The sequence below is a fragment of the Lysinibacillus sp. FSL K6-0102 genome (genome assembly GCF_038003545.1).
Lineage (GTDB): Bacteria > Bacillota > Bacilli > Bacillales_A > Planococcaceae > Lysinibacillus > Lysinibacillus capsici.
In genome coordinates this window covers 4,126,999-4,148,188 of the sequence record NZ_JBBOPH010000001.1, presented here as the reverse complement: position 1 = coordinate 4,148,188, position 21,190 = coordinate 4,126,999, and the positions used below count along the sequence as shown (strand labels likewise).

The 21,190-nt window shown below is 37.6% G+C and carries 21 protein-coding genes and 1 riboswitch; of the genes, 12 read left to right on the top strand and 9 right to left on the bottom strand.

All coding sequences use genetic code 11. The features are described from left to right. Nucleotide 1 precedes the first annotated feature (1 nt). The 4 genes from NYE73_RS21140 (at nucleotide 2) to NYE73_RS21125 (ending at nucleotide 6,540) form a co-directional block, all read left to right on the top strand. Entirely contained in the window at nucleotides 2–1,231 is a 1,230-nt protein-coding gene (locus NYE73_RS21140; protein ID WP_004225611.1) for an aminopeptidase, read from the top strand. A 31-nt stretch (nucleotides 1,232–1,262) separates the two neighbouring features. Further along, nucleotides 1,263–2,165, top strand: coding sequence for an SGNH/GDSL hydrolase family protein (locus NYE73_RS21135; protein WP_259951022.1), 903 nt, complete (start codon nucleotides 1,263–1,265; stop codon nucleotides 2,163–2,165). Between the two features lie 140 nt (nucleotides 2,166–2,305). Next, nucleotides 2,306–3,463 carry an exonuclease SbcCD subunit D gene (locus NYE73_RS21130; RefSeq protein ID WP_054549007.1) on the top strand — a complete coding sequence of 386 codons (1,158 nt, stop codon included), beginning with the start codon at nucleotides 2,306–2,308 and terminating at the stop codon, nucleotides 3,461–3,463. Beyond that, nucleotides 3,460–6,540 (top strand): AAA family ATPase, encoded by a 3,081-nt coding sequence (locus NYE73_RS21125; RefSeq protein ID WP_259951023.1) that lies wholly within the window; start codon nucleotides 3,460–3,462, stop codon nucleotides 6,538–6,540. The genes NYE73_RS21130 and NYE73_RS21125 overlap by 4 nt, the downstream gene beginning before the upstream one ends. Nucleotides 6,541–6,580: 40 nt before the next feature. Here the strand turns inward: NYE73_RS21125 and NYE73_RS21120 are convergent, their stop codons facing one another. After that, nucleotides 6,581–6,703, bottom strand: coding sequence for a hypothetical protein (locus NYE73_RS21120; RefSeq protein WP_004225603.1), 123 nt, complete (start codon nucleotides 6,701–6,703; stop codon nucleotides 6,581–6,583). Nucleotides 6,704–6,758: 55 nt separating this feature from the next. After that, nucleotides 6,759–7,082 carry a DUF4870 domain-containing protein gene (locus NYE73_RS21115; protein WP_054549009.1) on the bottom strand — a complete coding sequence of 108 codons (324 nt, stop codon included), beginning with the start codon at nucleotides 7,080–7,082 and terminating at the stop codon, nucleotides 6,759–6,761. 125 nt (nucleotides 7,083–7,207) lie between these two features. Next, nucleotides 7,208–7,315, top strand: a riboswitch (TPP riboswitch). Between the two features lie 134 nt (nucleotides 7,316–7,449). Between NYE73_RS21115 and thiT the strand changes: the two genes are divergently transcribed. Further along, nucleotides 7,450–8,010: an energy-coupled thiamine transporter ThiT gene (gene thiT, locus NYE73_RS21110; protein WP_259951024.1), complete on the top strand. Its 561-nt coding sequence runs from the start codon at nucleotides 7,450–7,452 to the stop codon at nucleotides 8,008–8,010. A 162-nt stretch (nucleotides 8,011–8,172) separates the two neighbouring features. Further along, nucleotides 8,173–8,928, top strand: coding sequence for a type I methionyl aminopeptidase (map, locus tag NYE73_RS21105; protein WP_054549011.1), 756 nt, complete (start codon nucleotides 8,173–8,175; stop codon nucleotides 8,926–8,928). 29 nt (nucleotides 8,929–8,957) lie between these two features. On the opposite strand, the gene NYE73_RS21100 is transcribed toward map, so the two are convergent. Then, nucleotides 8,958–9,671 (bottom strand): hypothetical protein, encoded by a 714-nt coding sequence (locus tag NYE73_RS21100; protein ID WP_048394805.1) that lies wholly within the window; start codon nucleotides 9,669–9,671, stop codon nucleotides 8,958–8,960. A 199-nt stretch (nucleotides 9,672–9,870) separates the two neighbouring features. On the opposite strand from NYE73_RS21100, the gene NYE73_RS21095 reads away from it, so the two are divergent. After that, entirely contained in the window at nucleotides 9,871–10,695 is an 825-nt protein-coding gene (locus NYE73_RS21095) for a polyphosphate kinase 2 family protein (RefSeq protein ID WP_048394803.1), read from the top strand. Nucleotides 10,696–10,854: 159 nt separating this feature from the next. Further along, nucleotides 10,855–11,442, top strand: coding sequence for a GNAT family N-acetyltransferase (locus NYE73_RS21090; RefSeq protein ID WP_054549012.1), 588 nt, complete (start codon nucleotides 10,855–10,857; stop codon nucleotides 11,440–11,442). A gap of 72 nt (nucleotides 11,443–11,514) precedes the next feature. Here the strand turns inward: NYE73_RS21090 and NYE73_RS21085 are convergent, their stop codons facing one another. The 3 genes from NYE73_RS21085 to NYE73_RS21075 all read right to left on the bottom strand — a co-directional run bounded on the left by NYE73_RS21085 (nucleotide 11,515) and on the right by NYE73_RS21075 (nucleotide 13,775). Next, complete coding sequence (locus NYE73_RS21085; RefSeq protein ID WP_004225593.1) at nucleotides 11,515–12,078, bottom strand: beta-class carbonic anhydrase; 564 nt, start codon at nucleotides 12,076–12,078, stop codon at nucleotides 11,515–11,517. Nucleotides 12,079–12,258: 180 nt separating this feature from the next. Then, nucleotides 12,259–12,393 carry a hypothetical protein gene (locus tag NYE73_RS21080; RefSeq protein ID WP_004225590.1) on the bottom strand — a complete coding sequence of 45 codons (135 nt, stop codon included), beginning with the start codon at nucleotides 12,391–12,393 and terminating at the stop codon, nucleotides 12,259–12,261. 140 nt (nucleotides 12,394–12,533) lie between these two features. Further along, on the bottom strand, nucleotides 12,534–13,775 hold the full coding sequence (locus NYE73_RS21075; RefSeq protein WP_259951026.1) for an aminopeptidase: 1,242 nt from the start codon (nucleotides 13,773–13,775) through the stop codon (nucleotides 12,534–12,536). Nucleotides 13,776–13,966: 191 nt separating this feature from the next. Between NYE73_RS21075 and motA the strand changes: the two genes are divergently transcribed. Together motA and motB are read left to right on the top strand one after the other, a co-directional pair. Next, nucleotides 13,967–14,770 (top strand): flagellar motor stator protein MotA, encoded by an 804-nt coding sequence (motA, locus tag NYE73_RS21070; RefSeq protein WP_004225583.1) that lies wholly within the window; start codon nucleotides 13,967–13,969, stop codon nucleotides 14,768–14,770. Next, on the top strand, nucleotides 14,754–15,518 hold the full coding sequence (gene motB / locus NYE73_RS21065; protein WP_048394798.1) for a flagellar motor protein MotB: 765 nt from the start codon (nucleotides 14,754–14,756) through the stop codon (nucleotides 15,516–15,518). Before motA ends, motB begins: the two co-directional genes overlap by 17 nt. 55 nt (nucleotides 15,519–15,573) lie before the next feature. Here the strand turns inward: motB and NYE73_RS21060 are convergent, their stop codons facing one another. After that, nucleotides 15,574–15,795, bottom strand: coding sequence for a DUF1128 domain-containing protein (locus NYE73_RS21060; RefSeq protein WP_004225580.1), 222 nt, complete (start codon nucleotides 15,793–15,795; stop codon nucleotides 15,574–15,576). Nucleotides 15,796–15,972: 177 nt separating this feature from the next. Between NYE73_RS21060 and NYE73_RS21055 the strand changes: the two genes are divergently transcribed. Together NYE73_RS21055 and NYE73_RS21050 are read left to right on the top strand one after the other, a co-directional pair. Further along, complete coding sequence (locus tag NYE73_RS21055; RefSeq protein ID WP_115674536.1) at nucleotides 15,973–16,299, top strand: YtxH domain-containing protein; 327 nt, start codon at nucleotides 15,973–15,975, stop codon at nucleotides 16,297–16,299. Nucleotides 16,300–16,321: 22 nt separating this feature from the next. Then, the gene (locus NYE73_RS21050) at nucleotides 16,322–17,239 is read left to right on the top strand and encodes a YihY/virulence factor BrkB family protein (RefSeq protein WP_259951028.1); all 918 of its coding nucleotides are present in this window, start codon (nucleotides 16,322–16,324) and stop codon (nucleotides 17,237–17,239) included. A gap of 174 nt (nucleotides 17,240–17,413) precedes the next feature. Here the strand turns inward: NYE73_RS21050 and NYE73_RS21045 are convergent, their stop codons facing one another. Both NYE73_RS21045 and NYE73_RS21040 read right to left on the bottom strand, forming a co-directional pair. After that, on the bottom strand, nucleotides 17,414–19,318 hold the full coding sequence (locus NYE73_RS21045) for a heavy metal translocating P-type ATPase (RefSeq protein WP_259951029.1): 1,905 nt from the start codon (nucleotides 19,316–19,318) through the stop codon (nucleotides 17,414–17,416). Between the two features lie 272 nt (nucleotides 19,319–19,590). After that, complete coding sequence (locus NYE73_RS21040) at nucleotides 19,591–21,129, bottom strand: fumarate hydratase (protein ID WP_048394791.1); 1,539 nt, start codon at nucleotides 21,127–21,129, stop codon at nucleotides 19,591–19,593. Between the last annotated feature and the right edge of the window lie 61 nt (nucleotides 21,130–21,190).

Genomic DNA, 21,190 nt, shown 5'->3' with positions numbered 1-21,190 from the left:
TATGACATTTGAAGAGAAATTACAGGCATATGCAGAGCTTGCAGTAAAAGTGGGGGTGAATATCCAACCAGGCCAGTACTTATTAGTCAATACATCTGTGGATGCTTTAGATTTTGCCCGTTTAGTTGTAAAAGAGGCTTACAAGGCTGGGGCAGGCCGTGTTCATGTAAACTTTTCCGATGATGAATTGGATCGTGCTTATTTTGAGCATGCATCCGATGAGGAATTTAATCGCTTCCCTGAATGGGTTGTGAAAATGCGTGATGAACTGATTGAACGTAAAGGAGCTCTATTATGGATTGATGCAGCAGATCCTGATAAGCTAACAGGAATTCCAGCAGACAGACTAGCAACACATCAAAAAGTATCAGGGGCAGCATTGAAAAACTATCGCAATGCAGTCATGAAGGATTTAATTGCTTGGTCCATCGTAGCAGTTCCTTCAGCTAAATGGGCAGCAAAGGTTTTCCCTCAATTAACAGAGGAGCAGCAAGTACCTGCATTATGGGAAGCTATCTTTAAAACGGTTCATATTGGAGAAGGCAATGCAGTTGATAATTGGCGTCAGCATGTAGCTAATTTAGAATCTCGTGCACAGCTTTTAAATAATAAAAAGTATGCAAAGCTTCACTATACAGCACCTGGTACAGATTTAACAATCGCTTTAGCACCACAACATAAATGGCTAACTGGTGGTAGTAAAACACCAGAAGATAATGTCTTTGTGGCCAATATGCCAACAGAAGAAGTTTATACACTGCCAATGAAACAAGGTGTAAACGGTTATGTTAGTAATACGAAGCCATTAGTCTATCAGGGCAATATCATCGATGGCTTTAAATTAACATTTGAAGAGGGCAAAATTATTAAGGCAGAGGCAGAAGTAGGACATGATTTATTGCAAGAGCTTATTCAAGTGGATGAAGGCTCAAGCTACTTAGGTGAAGTAGCACTTGTCCCTCACGAGTCACCAATTTCAGCGTCGGAAATTTTATATTTTAATACGCTGTTTGATGAAAATGCTTCAAACCATTTAGCTATTGGTGAGGCATATCCGACTTGCTTAGAGGGTGGTAGAGACCTAGAAAACGGTCAACTTGAAGCATTGGGTGCCAATATTTCTGTGACACACGAAGACTTCATGATTGGCAGTGGAGAAATGGACATCGATGGTATTTTACCAGATGGTACAGTTGAGCCAATTTTCCGCAAGGGTAGCTGGGCATTTTAAATTTTTAGTCAATAAGAAAAGAGGGAAGCAGATGAAACGATTATGTAGCTTGCTAGGTATGACAGTATTATTCATGACAATTTGTGTTTCATCTGCTTTTGCTCAAACAGAAACCTATGTGGCTATTGGCGATTCCTTAGCAGCAGGTCAAACACCCTACAAAGAAATTGATGTAGGGTATAGTGATTTGATTGCCATGAAATTAAGTTCGATTGATCAATTATCATTTTACACAAAAGAACTTGCTTTTCCTGGCTTTACTACGGCAGATGTATTAGAACGAATACGATCTGAGGAAGCGCAAAATTTATTAGCAAATGCGACGCTTATTACAATTTCAGCAGGGGCTAATGATTTATTACGTCTTGTCCAGGTAAACCCAAATGCAGGGACCTTAGCTTTTTCACAGCTTCAGGCAGATTACGCTTTAAATTTGGCAAGAAAAAATATGCTATCGATTTTGGATGAATTAGAAGAACGTGCGCCTAAAGCAAAAATCTATGTTATAGGGTATTATTTTGCTTATCCAACAGTTCATCCGACGCAAAAAGAAGGAACCAATGCCCAGCTAGTTAGATTAAATACGATTTTACAACAACAAGCAGAGCAAGCTGGCGCAGCTTATATAAATGTCTATGATGCCTTTGGATTGAATGCAACCAACTACTTACCAAATAGTGCTGATGTTCATCCAAATATTGAAGGCTATCGACAAATGGCTAACTCATTTTTACAAGTTTATAGTGGTAGTGATGCTTTAAACATCTCTTCAGCAGAATTGCCAAAGCCAAATCCCAAGTCATTTGAGGAAATCCTAAAGCAACAATCATCAGCAAAGCCTCAGAAGCAAAATGTGACACAACATCAATCTCCTCGTATGACTTACGTAATTCAGGGATTCCCGGGATATAAGGCATTTATCAAATACATCTAAATAACAGGTATCTAAGGCATCTTACTTATAAGATGCTTTTTTCTATGAAAACCAATTTTGGCTAGAACTACTAAACCTTTAGTGTTCACTAGATTGGGAATAGTCATGCTAAAATATAGAGAAGACTAGGAGGTACTAGAATGAAAATATTTCATACAGCAGATTGGCATTTAGGAAAGCTTGTTCAAGGTGTCTATATGACAGAAGATCAACATTATATTCTTCAACAATTTATACAAGCGATTGATGAGGAAAAACCAGATGTAATTATCATCGCAGGTGATTTATACGATCGTTCGATGCCTCCTATTGAGGCAGTTAATTTACTAAATGATGTATTAGCGAAAATAGTATTAGAGAAGAAGATTCCTGTTCTAGCAGTGGCAGGAAATCATGATAGTGCAGGTCGTTTAAATTTTGGTAGCCGTTTAATGAGTGATAGTGGTTTATATATTAAGGGCCAATTTACAAAAAATCATGCACCTATTGTTTTGAATGATCAACATGGTGAAGTACATTTTCACCTAGTGCCCTATGCAGAGCCAGCTGCTATTCGCAACATCTTTGAAGATGAATCAATCCGTTCTCATCAAGAAGCCATGCAAAAAATTATTGAGCATATTACAGAAGACATGGACACAAGTAAGCGTCATGTTTTTGTTGGACATGCCTTTGTGACGAAGTATGGTGAGGAGGAAGCAAATACTAGTGATTCCGAGCGACCCCTTTCCATTGGAGGCTCAGATTGTGTGAATGCAGCTTTATTCAAACCTTTTCACTATACGGCGCTTGGGCACTTACATAAGGCACATTTTGTTTTAAACGAAACCATACGCTATGCAGGTTCTATCTTAAAGTACTCGTTATCTGAGCATTTACATGAGAAAGGATTTTTAATCATCGAATTAGATGAGCAAGGTAACACCATAGTAAGTAAAAGAAAGCTTGTGCCAAGAAGAGATCTACGAGTAGTAGAAGGTCAATTAGAGGAGTTATTAACGCTCACACCAAGTGAGGATTATGTATTTGTTAGATTGACGGATAAAATATCTGTGACTTCACCGATGGAACGTATTCGTAGTGTATTTCCGCACGCTATGCATGTGGAGCGGAAGGTACTAAGACAAGATATGCCACGTGAACTACAAGTAGTAGAAGCTGAAAAACTAGAAGATATTGATTTATTCCGTTCATTCTTCACCAATATTATTGGCATTCAGCCTGATGAAGATACGGAACGCCTATTCACAGAGATGTTACAGGAGTTATTAGATGAGGAGCGAGAGACTGTAAAATGAAGCCTTTAAAGTTAACAATTACAGCGTTTGGTCCATATAAAGACACGGAAGTAATTGATTTTCAAGAGCTAGGGGAGCATCGATTGTTTGCCATTTCTGGAAAAACTGGTGCTGGTAAAACAACCATTTTCGATGCTATTTGCTATGCTCTTTACGGATCAGGTAGTGGGGAGGACCGGCAGGATACAGCTTTACTAAGAAGCGGCTTTGCACATGATGAAGTTTATACAGCTGTAGAACTCGTCTTTGAAATGCATGGAAAAGTCTATCAAATAGTACGACAGCCAGGTCATATTAAAGAAAAAAATAAAACGGTTACTGGAAAGAAAATAGAGCTAGCAGAAGTAAAAGACGGAAAGCTAGATTATAGCATTGTAGAGAAACAGCAAACGCTTGAAGTCGATAAGAAAGTGCAGGAAATCATAGGTCTCACAAAAGATCAATTTAGCCAAATTGTCATGCTACCTCAAGGTGAATTTAGAAAACTATTAACCTCTGATTCAACAAATAAAGAAGTAATTTTACGGAAAATCTTTAAAACAGATCGTTTCGGTGTCATGGCAAAAAAGCTTGATGCCAAGCGTAAAGAAGCAGAAAGTGATCTTGAGCGTGCCAAACAATTAAAAGAACATTTACTTGGTCAAATTGTGGGCGCCTTACCACAACGTTCTTCCACTTTATTCACAGTGATTGCTGATAATACGGAAAATTTACATCAACTGACAGAGGCACTTGATGAGGAGCTTAGCTACTATAAGAAATGTGGAGAAGATGAACAGTCATACTATGAAGAAGCGTATAGCCTTCATCAAAAAGAGCAGGAATATTATCGCTTAGCAAAAACGCTAAATGAGCAATTTGATGAACAAGCTAATCGACAGCAACGGCTACAAATGCTTTTACAACAGCAGGATTTATACCAAGCAAAGGAGAAGGAGATTGCTTTAGCAGAACAAGCAGAGCGACTGGTGCTGCTCGAACAACAATGCAAGGATTTACGTGCTGAACTGAATGTTAAAGAGATAGCATTTCAACAAGCAAAGGTTAAGCAACAGCAGTCACAAGAAAAGTTGCAAGAAGCGCAAGAAAAATATGAGATAGAGCAGGCTAAAGAATCTGAACGACAGCAAATCTTACAGCAGGAAATGCAGATGATAGCGCTTTTACCGAAATTTGAAGCCTATGAAAACAATATACAGCAGCTGCAAATAGCGGAGCAATATGCTGAAAATGCAAAACGAGCAGTAAATGATAACGTCAAACTTTTGGAAAATGAACAAGAGCAATTACAGCATTTTTCTCAATCATTAGAAGGCTATGAAAAACAGGTTGAACCCTATGAAAGCTATTTAGAACAATTACCGAAACTACGGGAACAGGTTGCTTTAATCAAGCAAGCGGATAAATATAAACATGCCGTAGATTTAGCTAAGCAGGATGTAGTTGCTTCAGAAAGTCTCTATCAAGAAAGTAAAGAGGCACTTCAACTTTTGCAGCAACGATGGCTGACGAGTCAAGCTAGTATTTTAGCAGAACAACTGAAGGAAGGAGAACCCTGTCCTGTTTGTGGTAGTATGACACATCAGAAAGCACACAATGAGCAACTGGAAGTTATTGAGCTTGCTCAAGTGGAAGCATTAAGAGCGAAGGCATCATCAGACGAGCGTAAGTATTTAGAGAAAGAGGCATTTTTAGCATCAGCGCAGCAACTTCTTCAAGATACATGGCGACAACTCGAGGCTCAGCATATTAAACAAGAAGACCAACCACAGATCACCGCTACTCTACATGAAGTGGAACAAGAGCTTGCTGCATTAAAAATTATTCAACATCAATTAGCTGATGTGCGATTAAAAATAAAGCATCAGCATGACCGAATAGAGCAGCTACGAAATAAGCATATGAAGCTAGAGCAATATTTAGCAGAGCAGATAAAAGAATGGACAAAATTACAAGCGGTTGTAGACGAACAACTTAAGCAGATGCCCCCTAATTTACCAACTTTACAGCAATTAAAGCAACAACTAAATGAAGTTAGTAAACAGAAAGAAGAGCTTCAAAAAAGTTGGCAAGTGAGTCAAGAAAATTTGCATGCAGCAAAGGAAGCAGCTAGCAATGCAACACTAACTGTAGAAATTGCCAAACAGTCCTTTGAGGAATTACAGCTTAAAATGAATGAAAAGCTTCAGCAATTTTCAGCAGATATGCAAGAAATAGGTTTCGAAAGCTATGAGGCTTATGCAACTGCTAAACGGAGTGCCATACAATTGGATGCACTTCGAAAAGCATGTAGCGACTATGCTTTACAAGTACACACGTTGCAAATTCAGATTACCGAAGGGGCTACATACCTTCAAGGAAAAGAGAAGCAAGATTTAGAGGCGATGGAAGCAAGAGTAGAACAGCAGCGAATTTCCTATGAGGAAGCATTTAAACGTTTGCAACAGATGAATGGCTTTATACAAGCATGCCAAGGCTTTAGTGAAAGGGTGGAAGAAATAGCGAAAGAGCTTCATTTACTTGAACAAGAAGCAGGACGAGTAAAGGAGCTCTATGGATTATTAAATGGACAAAATTCGAAAAAGCTATCCTTTGAGCGTTATATACAAATTAACTACTTAGATCAAATTACAGAAGCTGCCAATATACGTCTGTATCATTTATCAAACGGTCAATTTGAGCTTAGACGTTCAGATAGATTAGAAAAGCATGCGAAGCAAAGTGGCCTTGGTCTTGATGTTTATGATGCTTATACAGATCAATTACGAGATGTCAAAACTTTATCAGGTGGCGAAAAGTTTAATGCTTCGTTGAGCCTTGCATTGGGGATGGCAGATGTGATTCAAAGCTACCAAGGTAATATTCATATTGAAACGATGTTTATTGATGAGGGCTTTGGCTCGCTCGATGAGGAATCACTAAATAAAGCAATCGATACATTAATTGATTTGCAGGATTCTGGTCGTATGATTGGCGTTATTTCGCATGTGCCTGAATTGAAATCTGCGATGCCAGCAGTTTTACATGTGGAAAAAACATTAAATGGCCATAGTCAAACCCATTTTGAAGTGAAATAAAACGAAGGCGTATTTCCTCTAAAAGGAATACGCCTCCGTTTTATTTTTTTCGAGTTGTGGTTGTAGGCGTTGTGCCCTTTTTTGCAGCCATTACTTTTTTTACGATAGGAATAACAATAGGTGCTAACTTAACGGCAGTTTTTACAACGTTTGATACTTTCATCCCAAAACAGCTCCTTTTACAATTACTACTACCTGTTTCACTTAAAAATAAAACATTAACGGATAACACGAACAGCCTGAATTATATTCCAAATCACAATACCTAGTGAGACGAGAGCATAGATGGCGAATGAAACAAACCAAATAATCATCACTGTATTATTACTGGAGGTTGGATCTAAACTAAATGTGGAAAAAACAAAGACAATAAAGAACAGGATGCCAAAAACAAAAGGAACTAAATGAGAGACAAGTGCACGAATCGAATGTTTTTTTACATCACTATCTTTAGTCACGAAATATACAATTAATGGAACGATAAAAGGGGCGAAGAAAATACTAAGATAACTAAAGGCAGCTAAAATTTTTTGATTCTCCATAGTTGTACCTCCTTTTTAAATATTTACGCATGAAAAACAGCAAAGTTTCAAAAAAATGATGTATGGAAGGTTGTAATCCTTCAATCCTTTGCGTACAATGAGAGTGTTCAAATAAATTCAGATGTAACGACCACAAGGGGAGCTGATGATGTCAGCTGAGACTGGGCACGTAATGCCTTGACTCTTCGAACCTGTAAGTTAACGCTTGCGTAGGGATGTGGATAGAAACCGACACTTGTACGATGTGAGGCTCTGTCCTGACATCGTTTTTTCGTCCGTAAAGGAAAAAAGGTGTCAGAAAGAGACATATCAGCGCTTTTCTATTCCTGCTCTTGTATCCTACATCGGAACAAAGGAGAGAATATGTATGGACAAAAAAAGACTATTAATGCTAGTGGAGATTGCGATTTTTGCAGCGATAGGTCTCGTACTGGATCAGGTTTCCTTTAAAGTATGGGCACAAGGCGGCTCAGTTAGTCTTGTTATGGTACCAATTATGTTAATAGCATTTCGCTGGGGCTTAGTAGCTGGTCTTACTACGGGACTACTTGTGGGTGTTATGCAAACAATGTTTGGTTCTTATATCGTGCACTGGCTACAAGGATTACTAGATTATGGTGTTGCTTTTACTGTTGTAGGATTAGCGGCGGTTGTACGTGGACCAGTGTTAGACGCTGCTAAACATATGAACAAAACAAAAATGGCACTTTATATAATCATAGGTACCGTTTTCGCGGGCTTCTTACGATACACAGCACATACAATTGCTGGTGCTGTATTTTTTGCCGAATATGCGGGTGACCAGAATGCATGGATCTATTCCATCATCTACAATGGTACATATATGCTACCAGCAACCATTTTAACGGCTGTCGTTGGTGTTCTTTTATTCACAGCCGCTCCCCAATTAATGCAAAGAAAATTTTAACGCTAGTCCCTTCACATGAGTGGAGGGACTTTTTTGTCGTGAATAACTCTTTTAGCACTTTGCAAAGTAGGAAAGCATACAATATTTAAAGCGTTTATCGTTATACGCATAAAAAGTTATGTTATATTAAAGAATAGATATTAGATGAAAGGGACGTTATACATGATTGTAAAAACGCAAGAAGAGATTGAAGCTTTTAAAAAAATAGGACGCATTTGTGCTGAAATTCGCGAAGCAATGAAAGCTGCCACAAAACCAGGTGTTACAACACTTGAGCTTGATGAAATTGCTGGTCGCATGTTTGCAGAGGCTGGCGCTATTTCAGGACCAAAGGGAGAATATGATTTTCCAGGGTATACATGTATTAGCGTCAATGAAGAAGTAGCACATGGTATTCCAGGAAAGCGTGTTATTCAAGAGGGAGATATCGTAAATATTGATGTTTCAGGCTCTTTAAATGGCTATTTTGCTGACACAGGTATTTCATTTGTTGTGGGTGATGGCTATGAGGACAAAGAAAAGCTTTGCCGTGTTGCTAAAAGTGCCTTTGATCGAGCAATGACAAAGGTAAAGGCTGGATCTAAATTAAATCAAATTGGTAAAGCTGTTGAACGCGAGGCAAATGCTAATGGGTTAACTGTTATTATGAATTTAACAGGTCATGGCTTAGGTCAATCTTTACATGATGAACCAAACCATATTTTAAATTATTACGATGCATGGGATTCTACTATTATGAAAGAAGGTATGGTCCTTGCGGTTGAGCCATTTATCTCAGCAAAGGCAGAGCATATCGTAGAAGCAGGTGATGGCTGGACATTCGTGACGCCTGATAAATCACTTGTAGCTCAAATCGAACATTCAGTCATTGTAACAAAAGATAAACCAATTATCTTAACGTCATTAGACGAAGAATAGGATGTAATGAAAAAATCCTGCTAACCAATTTATTTTTGGTAGGCAGGATTTTTTTTAATAAATAAAATGCCAACAAAGAGAACACCGCATAAAAATAAAGCGGCTGTAGTAACAAGTAGCTCATCAAAACCATTATGTATGGCGATTCCAATATAAGCCCAAATAAAAACACTTGGATACATAACATCAAAGTGATGGAAACGGATATGTAGCGCAATGGCTCCTCCTAAAGTAAGTAAAATCACTGCCCAAAGAGGCGTACTAAGACCAAAGCCGTTCCAACCATAAGCCGTTAACGTAAAGCTTGTATTTGTGATAAAAATAAATGTCATCCATGCTAAATAAATAGAGAAAGGAATACGACCAAACAAGGATTTGTCCTGAAGAGGGTACGTATTATACAACATAAACAAATACAAGACTAAGAGTAATGTAATGCCAAGAGAAACAATAAATAACTCATGGTGCCAGACATATATCGTCAATGCTTGTAATATATTTATGCAACTAAAAAGCGCAGACTGTTTCAAAGTTGTCTTTTTCATGTTCATAACTAACCAATAACCGAGTAAAAAATAAATGATAATCCAAATTACATGACTTACACTAACTGGTGCAAATACAACAGAAAAACGATTAGCGATTTCTAGCGAAGATTGACCGTTGATGTTCACGAAAAAGGATGAAAAGGTTAGGATGATTGAGACAAGATAAGAGATTGTCATCAAGATAAACCGAGGCATGTTTTCCTCTCCCTTCGTGTTAGATTGTATAGGGAAAAGACAAATAAGTATAGTACTGTCACTTTTTTTATTATAACGGAAATTTCCAACAATGTATCGTGTTGTTTTACCATTAATACCTACAATTTACCATGTCTGATAGGCATCCATATATTTCTTTAGTACAATAAGAATAGCCAAATAAAAGGAGTGAAGTTTCATGACACAAAATTTGAAAAATCTAGATCTAACTGTTGAACTAGACAAAAAGATGTATAAAAAGAAATTAAAAGTACTCCAATATGAAATGTTGAACGCACAACAATTTTTATTAAAAAACAAGATTGGCTTGATCTTGGTATTTGAAGGAATGGATGCAGCTGGTAAAGGTGGCGCTATTAAACGATTAATCGAACGTGTCGATCCCCGCGGTTATGTTGTACATCCTATTTCTGCTCCTCAAGCTCATGAATTACGCTACAATTATTTACAACGATTTTGGAGAAAATTGCCTCAACATGGGCAAATCGCTATTTTTGATCGCTCGTGGTATGGCCGCGTACTAGTAGAACGCATCGAAGGATTCGCAACAAAGGATGAATGGTCTCGTGCTTATGAAGAAATTAATAATTTCGAGAAGATTTTAACTGCTGGAGATTACATAATTATTAAGTTCTGGCTTCATGTTTCAGATGAGGAGCAATTAAAACGCTTCAAAGAACGTGAACAAAACCCTTATAAATCTTGGAAGTTAACAGCCGAGGATTGGCGCAATCGAGATAAAACACCTCAGTATATTGAAGCAGCAAATGCGATGTTTGAAAAGACAGATAAAAAAGATGCACCATGGGTCTTAGTCGCTGGAGATGACAAAAAGTATGCACGTGTTCAGGTGCTACAGGAAACTATTGCACACATTGAACGAGAGGCTCAAAGACGTGGTCTTCATTTAACAAATGTGTTAGACAATACTCAACTAGAGGATGCTGATTCCTCCAGCTTAGAAATAGTAAACGAGAAAAAGAAAGAACAAAAAACTAAATAATTGAATTGTGCTGCTATGACAATAAGACATAAGCTGTTTTGGTTGTAGCAGCCTGTTTTTTTACATACAATGAAATTAAATAGGGTTTGCAATTATGGCTTGTAGCCAATGAAACAAAGAGAAACGTATTGATTTTTATTGGAAGGCTAGTGTGGAGAAATGGTGCTTAAAATTTGGAATCTATTAAGAAAAAAGGGTGGGAATGTGGTAACAATAAAGGGGGAAAAATGCTACATCCGCACATTCCAAGAAAAAGATGCACGAAGTTTAACGGGTCTCGTAAGCCGTAATAAATACTTTTGGTCTATATACGAGCCACTGCAAAGACCTGAATACTATACAGTCGATGCTCAATACAAAAAAATTCAAGAAAGTCTCTATTTAATGGAGTCTAAGCGTGAATTTACTTTTGGTATTTTTGAGCATAGTACAAATAATCTAATAGGGCATATTGCACTTTATGCTGTCAAACGCTTACCGTACTCGAGTGCATTTGTTGGCTATGCGATGGATGAGATTTATGTTGGAAAGGGCATTGTCACAGAAGCTGTGAATATGGTGGTCCGATTTGCATTTGAACAAATTGGTCTACATCGTGTAGAGGCCTACGTATCGACACAAAATAATGCCTCCATGCGTGTATTAGAGAAGGCTGGATTTCAGCAGGAGGGTCTGCTAAGAAAGCTACTGTATATCAATGGTCATTGGGTAGATCACTATATGTATGCACGTTTAGAGGATGAATAGAAAAATAAGTGCCTATCTTCCACATAGAGAGGATAGGCACTTGCTCTTTTATTAATGTATGAAGAAATAATTTTATTGTTTATTTCCATCTTCAATTAAATCTAGATGACCTGTATTTGGATCAATTATTAAACCATGAACAGGTACGTCTTTTACCATTAATGGATGATTACGAATTGTATCGACACTTTTCTTAACACTTGTTGCTACATCACCGAAACCTCGTAAAAATTCTTTCAAATCAAAACCAGAATATTCCAACATTTTGATTGTTTCTGGATCGATGCCTCGTTGTACCATTTCGCTAAGCATGGCGTCAGGATCAACCGCACTCATACCACAGTCATAATGTCCAACAACATACACTTCATCAGCTTGTAGGCCGTAGACAGCAACTAATAAACTACGCATAACTGCACCGAAAGGATGGCTCACTAACGCACCAGCACTTTTCACTATTTTTACATCGCCATTACGCAAATTCATCGCTTTTGGTAAAAGCTCTACAAGACGAGTATCCATACAAGATAAAACAACAATACGTTTATCAGGATATTTCGTAGTGATGAATGGCTCATATTTTTTTTCTTGTACAAACTCTTTGTTAAATTCTAGAATATCTTGTAACATTGTCATGAATATTGCTCCCTTCCTTACAAAAAATATTGTAGAGCAAAATTTTCAATATGCAAACAATAAAGACTTTATTCAGATAATTTTTACAATAAAGGAGCAGTTTCATACGATTTAGTAGATGAAATAACATGTAAGCTATAAAAAAACAGCTACCTATAAATAGTAGCTGTTTTTTACACATTAAAATTTTTCGTTTGGCTTTGGATCTACAGTTACTGAAGACTTGCTATCTAAACCAACTTGTAGGTAGTGGATGAAGAATCCCGTTGAAATTAATAAAACTGCTGAAAAGCCAAGAACAGTTGTAATGAACATTATTAGAGCTCCTCTCTACTTAAATGATCTACTAAAATTCCCTAAAACAATTATACAATAGGTTACTAGGAAAATCTAAGGATAATTTATGACAACCTTAACATACTTAGCCTAGAATACTATTAGTAGGAATGGATTATTTAGAATGCCCAATTTCCATCACGGAATATTGGGTCTATTTGATCATCATGTGTTATTCCATCTATATTCATTTTGGTAGAGCCAATCATAAAGTCTACATGTGTCAAGCTTTGATTGAGACCATGCGCGCTTAGTTCCTCAGAAGTCATTTCTTTGCCGCCCTCAATGCAAAAAGCATATGCACTACCAATGGCAAAATGATTGGATGCATTTTCATCAAACAATGTATTGTAAAATAATAGGTCGGATTGTGAAATAGGTGATTGATGTGGTACTAATGCTATTTCACCAAGGTAATGAGCACCTTCATCTGTTTCAATAAGAGAAGCTAAAATTTCTTGGCCTTGCTGTGCCTTGACGTCAATGATTCGACCATCTTTAAATGTTAGTGTGAAATTATCTATAATATTGCCGCCATAGCTTAAAGGCTTAGTGCTTGATACATAACCATTAACACCTGTTTTTAACGGTGCTGTAAAAATCTCTTCAGTAGGCATATTGGCCATAAATGTTTGGCCTTGTGTACTTATACTACTACCCCCTGTCCACACATGGTGTGGAGGCAGCTCAATTGTTAGATCTGTGCCTGGTGCAGTATAGTGTAGTGACTTAAATTGCTTTGCATTTAAATAATCAGCTTTGCTATGTAATTCCTGATCATGTGTATGCCAAGCTTCAACAGGATTTTCAACGTCTATACGTGTGGCTGCAAAGATAGCTTCCCATAATGCATCCATTTGCTGTTCTTCTGGAAGGTGAGGAAAGACCTTTGCTGCCCAAGCTTTAGATGGAGCAGCAATGACAGACCAGCTAAACTTATCTGCTTGTAACCATTGATAATAGTTGGCAAGTGCTTGGCCAGATGCTTTTTGGAATGCCATGATTCTATCACGCTCAATACCTTTTAATAAATCTGGATTTTGTGAGCTAATGCTTAAGAAAGCAGCACCATGTTCAGCTAACCATTCACGTTCCTGCACTTTCCAAGGTGGGAAGAAATCAAATGAGTCTTTTGGTGCCCCTTCATAGCGAGCACGTACAAGTTCATCATCGGATATATCGACAAAAACTTGTTTTGCACCATTTTTATAGGCAATTTTAGTAATTATTTGTGCGAGTTTTAGGTTATCAGTCGAACAGCTTATATAAAGATACTGATCTTTTTGGATATTTACTCCTACTTTCACCGCTAACTCGGCATATTTTAGTAATTTTGTGTCAAACGATAATAACAAAATCATATCCCCTTTCAATTTAAGACAGTTAAGTGTAATATTCTTAATTCAATATAATCAAAAATGGTCGAAATGTGAATAAAAAGCATTAATTACATCGAAAAATATATGAAATACATTTATACTAGGAATATATATATTTAAAATATGGAAAAAAAGACGAAATAACATTAGATAGTAGATTTGGAGGTTCTAGAATGGATAAGTCGTCGATTATAGGGTTAATACTTGCTTTAGTAGCACTATTAACAGGGATGGTAATGAAGGGTGTAAGTTTATCTGCATTTTATAACCCAGCAGCTATCCTAATTATCATTTTTGGTACTATTTCCGCAGTAACAATTGCCTTTCCTATGCAGGAGTTAAAGCGTGTGCCGAAGCTATTTAAGATTCTTTTTAAAGAAACAAAATTAGCAAATGATATAGAGATTATTAAAATGTTTTCACAATGGGCTGACTTAGCTCGTCGCGAAGGGCTATTAGCACTTGAAAGTAAGGCCTCAGAGATTGAAGATCCATTTTTGAAAAATGGCCTTACATTAGCAATTGATGGTCAAAATGCTGATTACATACGTGATGTCTTAACAGAAGAAGTAGAAGCGATGGAAGAGCGACATACTAGTGGAGCAGCTATTTTTACACAAGCAGGTACATATGCACCTACTTTAGGGGTTCTTGGTGCAGTAGTAGGGTTAATCGCCGCATTGGCTGATATGAATGATATCGAAAAGCTAGGACATGCTATCTCAGCTGCCTTCATGGCTACATTACTCGGTATCTTTACAGGGTATGTTTTATGGCATCCATTTGCGAACAAGCTAAAACGTAAATCTGCTTTAGAGGTAAAACAAAAGAGAATGATGATTGAGGGTATCCTTTCAGTATTAGAAGGGGAGGCTCCACGTGTAATTGAACAGAAACTATCATCATACTTAACGATGGAAGAACGTCGTCAAATTTCTGGTGAAAGCGGGGCGGGTGGCCTTGGCAAAGAAAGCTAAGAAGAAAAAGCATGATGAACATATTGATGAATCTTGGTTAGTGCCATACGCAGATATTTTAACTTTGCTGCTAGCCGTGTTCATTATTTTGTTTGCCTCAAGTTCAGTCGATCAAGAAAAGCTAGAAAGAATGTCGGCAGTTTTTAGTCAAGTCTTTGATGGTGGAACTAGTTTTCTAGAGCAACCTGCACCAGTCCCTACTCCGAATGCGGATAGCGACCAAACGCCACAGCAAAACTCTGCCTATTTAAAGGATCAACAGGAGTTAGCTGAAATAAAAGATAGTGTGGATAATTTTATTGCAGTCAATGAAATGGAAGATCAGTTTGCCACAGAAATGACGGATGAGGGATTACTAGTGACAATCCGCGATAGTATTTTATTTGACCCAGGGCAGGCAAAAGTTAAACCTGAGTATGTCCCTATTGCCAAAGAGCTATCAACTATGCTGGTATCTGATCCAGCTCGAAATATTGTCATCACAGGTCATACAGATAATGTACCAGCAGGTCCGAATTTCTCATCAAACTTTGAACTATCTGTTTTGCGTGCAACGAATTTTTTAAATCTTCTTATTGAAAGTAATGACCAGTTAGATCCTACGCGCTTTAGTGCAAAAGGAAACGGTGAGTATCGTGCAATTGCACCAAATGACACAGCCGAAGGACGCGCAAAGAATCGTCGTGTAGAAGTTTTAATTCAACCATTAGTTACAGAGGATGGTTCAGAAACAAAGACTACACCGTAATAAAAGAGCTATTAGCAGCAGACAAATGTCTTGAGCTAATAGCTTTTTGTTTTACCTATTTACGTAAAGATCCTAATTCAGCAACAATCGCTTGCATTTCGCTTGGACTAAAAGTTTCTCTCTTCATAACCATTTCATATAGATACACTAAATCTTCATAATTTGCTTCATCGAAGTTTTCTGATTTCATTGCATCGACATTCACCATACGAAGCTTGTCCTTCATTTGATCAACCATATACATAACGTTTTCTTTAGATGGAACTGATAAATCCATTTTTTACCCTACCTTTCGTCATCCTCGCACATATCATTTCATTGAATAAAAAAAATGTCAACTCCGTATTTGGGCATTGCTTTAAAAATAGACTGTTATTGGGTAGAATAAGTGCAGAAGACTGTTTATTTATGAAATAATAGGGAATATGCAACTATACAAGCAGGGGGTTTTAATATGGGTCAAAGTAAATTATTAGCATCTATTGTAGCAGGAGCAGCAGTAGGAGCAGCATTAAGTATGTTAGATCGGGCTACACGAGAAAAAACAATTGCCTCAACAAAAAAGATGAAGGAAGCCATCTCATACTATGCAGCAAATCGAGAAGAATTGCAGGTTTTGGTAGAGGAAAAAGTACTCGCGGCAAAGGTGCTTTGTGAAAGTGTGTCAGATAATGTCAACACAATTGCTGAAAAGGTGGATGAATTTAAGGATTTACCTTCCACGATACAGGGAATGATTGAAGATACGAAATCAGCCTTTACTTTACCTCATAAGGAGTAAAGGTCGTTTTAGGAGGAATTGTATGGAAAAGAATAAAGCAACATGGCATAACGCTTTTGGGTTTGTAAAATCGTTTGTTTCTCCAGAGGAGGGAGCGATTGATATTATGACATCCAAAGGCTTTATCCAAGATTTAATAGGTCGGCTCAAGCGAGTTGAAATATCTGCGCTTGCTGCACAATTGGCTTATTTCTTTTTACTATCGTTCTTCCCCTTACTTATTTTCTTGGTGACGCTATTACCATATCTTAACTTAGAAACCACTCAGGTCTATTCATTTTTAGTGAATATCTTACCTGATGAAGTGTATAAGCTGATTGAAAATACACTGAATGAGATTTTAACAAATCGCAACAGTAGTTTACTGTCCATTGGGGTTTTAGGTACTATTTGGTCTGCATCTAAAGGCATTAATGCATTACTTCGTGCTTTAAATAAAGCCTATGATACAGAAGGGAGAGCAGGCCTATTAGATAGGGGTTTATCACTTGTTTTTACAATCGCTCTCGTTATTGTTATTGCCGTTGCGCTCTTATTACCGGTCTTTGGTCAGCAAATTGGACATTTCCTATTCTCAATCGTCGGAATAGAGGAGCAATTTGAATCAGTTTGGCATAGATTAAGATGGTCAATCCCGCCATTATTGATTTTCATCGTATTAATGGGCATCTACTGGTTTGTGCCAAATACAAGTCCTCGTTTGAAAATAATGGGCGTATGGCCAGGAGCGTTATTTGCCACGCTTGCTTGGTTAGCAGTCACATATGGTTTCTCTTTTTATATTAATAATTTTGCAAATTATTCTGCTACATACGGTAGTATTGGTGGCGTCATTATTTTAATGCTCTGGTTATATTTTACGGGAATCATTTTAATCTTTGGTGGCGTATTAAATGCTACAATGCAGAAAAGAGCACTTCAAAAGGAAATTCGTCGATAAGGAAATGATCATTTATTAACAAGAGCCTCGCTAAACTCATAAAGAGTAGCGAGGCTATTTTACTTGATTTTACCTGATTAAATGCATCAATTATTCAATGAAAGCCACAGCGCATGTCACAGGAAGAGTAGCTTCAAGCAAGCTGGACTCAATTATGCTGAGGCTTACTTGATGTTAAACATTTTTATTGAGCATACGTAAACCATTTAGAATAACTAGAATTGTACTACCTTCATGCCCGATTACGCCTAATGGCAAGTCGACAACTTGTAAAAAGTTAGAGGCGATTAATAAGATAATAACCCCGATAGAAAAGAAAATATTTTGTTTCACAATACGTTGCATTTTACGTGATAAACGAACAGCATAGGCGATTTTTGATAAGTCATTTTTCATTAGCACGACATCCGCTGTTTCAAGCGCCACATCTGTACCTTCACCCATAGCAATGCCAGTAGTTGCGGTAGCCAATGCAGGTGCATCATTAATACCGTCGCCGACCATGCCAACAAATTGATGTTGTGTAAGTAGGCGTTTCATTTCAGTTACCTTCGTTTCTGGCAGACATTCTGCGACGTATTCAGTAACGCCAGCCTCTTTCGCGATAACTTTCGCTGTTTTTTCGTTGTCACCTGTAAGCATCACCACTTGAATACCAAGCTCTTTTAATAATGTAACAGCTTTCTTAGCTTCAGAGCGCACAGTATCTTTTAATGCTGTTAATGCAACAATACCATGTTGATCGCGAATGAAAATAACTGTTTTTCCCTCTGCTGCAAGTTTAGTTACAGCACTATTTGCAAAACTGTTAGCAAGTTGTACATCAACAAACTCTGGTTTGCCTACTTGATACTCCTTGTTTTGAATCGTTCCTTTAATACCCCAGCCAGGAATATCTTCAATTGTTGCTTGTGGCAGTATGTCGATTCCTTCAGCCTTAGCGTAGGAGGTAATCGCTTGGGCAAGGGGATGATTGGATTGAGATTCAATTCCTGCAAGAATTGCTAGAGCCGTCTCACGTTCTACTCCATCACGGACAATAAAATCTGTAACAACTGGTTTTCCTTGCGTTAAAGTACCTGTTTTATCGACCGCCAATGCACGTAACACACTAAGATGCTCTAAATGTAAACCACCTTTAAATAGCACACCATTTTTTGCACCATTTGATATAGTAGCGAGTGTTGCAGGCATAATGGAGGCAACGAGTGCACAAGGTGAAGCAACCACTAATAACACCATTGCTCGGTAAAAGGTTGTTGTCCAGTCCCAGCCGAGTAAGAAGTGGGGAAGAACCATCATAATGGCAACACCAAGTAAAACAAATTTTACATAAGTCCCTTCAAACTTTTCGATGAATTGTTGAGAGGGAGATTTTTCACTTTGGGCACTTTGAACGAGCTGTATAATTTTTTGGAAAAGGGTCTCTGAATTCGCCTTTGTCATTTCCATAGTAATAGCACCATTTAAGTTGACTGTGCCTGCAAAAACTTCGTCTCCTTCGCTTTTTGAGATTGGCAGTGGCTCACCGCTAATAGCTGACTCATCAATAGAAGATTGGCCTTTAAAAATAATGCCGTCTGCTGGAATTCGTTCGCCCGGTTTAATCAATAAATGATCCCCGATTTGTAATGTGGAAACTGATACTTTCATAGGCTCAAATCCGCCACGCACTAACCAAGCTTCTTCTGGCTGTAAATTCATAAGTGCAGAAATTTCGCGATGACTTTTATTCATCGCATAAGTTTCAAGTGCACCACTTACTGCAAAAATAAATATTAGGATGGCCCCCTCTGTCCAATAGCCAATTGCAGCTGAGCCAATTGCAGCTAATACCATCAAGAGCTCAACATTTAGCTTTCGCTCTTCTATGGTTTCTTCAATGCCTTCTTTTGCTTTCGCGAAACCACCTACACAAAAGGCAATTAAATATAGTAGAACAGAAGCTGTTGTTTGTCCACTTGTGTCTAAACGCCATGCTAGTAAGATGAAAATTCCAGCCATTAATGCAGCAATTAATTCTGCATGTTCTTTTATTTTCTCAATTATGTTTATCTTTTCTCGATTAGAGTATTCCATCTTTATCCCTCCTGATAATGAAAATCAATATCAAAACCTTTATAAATTAGCGTTGTATTGAGCTATTCAATTGAAAATGGATTTCAATTACCATCTCTTTTGTTTAGAATTATTATAACAAAGGAATTTATAAAAATAAAGTAGGAAGTTTGATGGAGATTTTTAAACAATTTGCGAAAGGATTGAAAAAGGCACAGTCTATTCACTAGGAATATTCTGTGCCTTACAAAATTGTGCAATAAAATGAGTTACTACTGCTATCTATTATTTAATTAGAAGACTCTTTCTGCATGCAGAGCAAGTTTTTCTAATGATGATTTATCCACATCTGCATGTAGTGAGTTACCATGTGAATCCATTGTTACAACTGCTGTAAATTTTTCAACATTTAAGTGCCACATAGCTTCAGGAATACCGAATTCCATTAAATCAACACCATCAACGCCTTTAATACAGTCCGCATAGTATTGTGCTGCTCCACCAATTGCATTCAAGTAAACGCCACCATGCTCATTAAGCGCTTTTAATGTTTTTGGTCCCATTCCACCTTTACCAATAACAGCACGGATACCGAATTTTTTCATGATATCGCCTTGATAAGGCTCCTCACGAATTGAAGTAGTTGGGCCAGCAGCTTTCACTGTCCAATTGCCTTCTTCATCCTTAGCCATTACAGGTCCGCAGTGATAAATAACTTGTCCATTTAAATCAACTGGTGCATCGTGGCTCATTAAATGATGGTGGATTGCGTCACGGCCAGTATACATACGACCAGTAATAGAAACGACATCTCCAACTTTTAATGAACGAATTTGTTCTTCAGTAATTGGCGCAGTAAGTTCTACTACATCTGTAGTTGTATCTTCTGTTGTAGCAGCTACTTCATTCTCTTTGAAGGTAATTTTTTCACCTTCTTGATAGTGCCAATTCAAAATTTCGCCAGTTTGAGGATCGATGTCCACAGCCATACGTCGGTAAGCCCAACAATTATATGCTACTGATACATAGAAAGAGGCAGGTATACGATGCATTACGCCAATTTTACAGCCTAATAATGTTGCTTCACCACCAAAGCCCATTGTACCGATACCAAATGTGTTAGCCGTTTTAACAACATACTCTTCTAACTTAGCAAGATCTGCATTTGGATTTGTATCTTCAACATGGCGGAATAATTGCTCTTTTGCTAAATCATAGCCCGAAGAACGGTCTCCACCAATACCTACACCAATGAAACCAGCAGAACACCCTTGACCTTGTGCTTGGTATACAGAGTGTAAAATACATTTACGAATACCATCTAAGTCACGCCCTGCACGACCAAGACCTTCTAGTTCACATGGTAGACTGTATTGAATGTTTTTATTTTCACAGCCGCCACCTTTGAGAATTAACTTGATTGTAATGTAATCTTTTTCCCATTGCTCAAATTTCATTACTGGCAAACCATCACCAAGATTATTACCACTGTTTGCACCAGATAATGAATCCACCGCATTAGGACGTAATTTAGCATCTGCAGTTGTATCGTTGATTGCTTTTTTGATTGCAGCTTTAATTTCTAATTGGTTTACGCCAACAGGAGTATAAATTTTGAAAGTTGGTAGCCCTGTATCCTGACAAATTGGTGACACGTTATCTTCTGCCATAATAATATTATTTGCAATTGTGTCTAAGCTCATTGCTGCACGAGTACCAGCATTCTCAGCTTCTTTTGCTTTTTTAATAGCACGACGTACATCCTTAGGTAAATTCGTAGATGTTTCAGTAATTAAATCGTAAAGACTTTTCTCCAAATTTTGTAGATTCATTGGTATTGCCCCCCATAGAAAAATTGATTATTTCCACGTTACATTATACTCTTTTCAACTA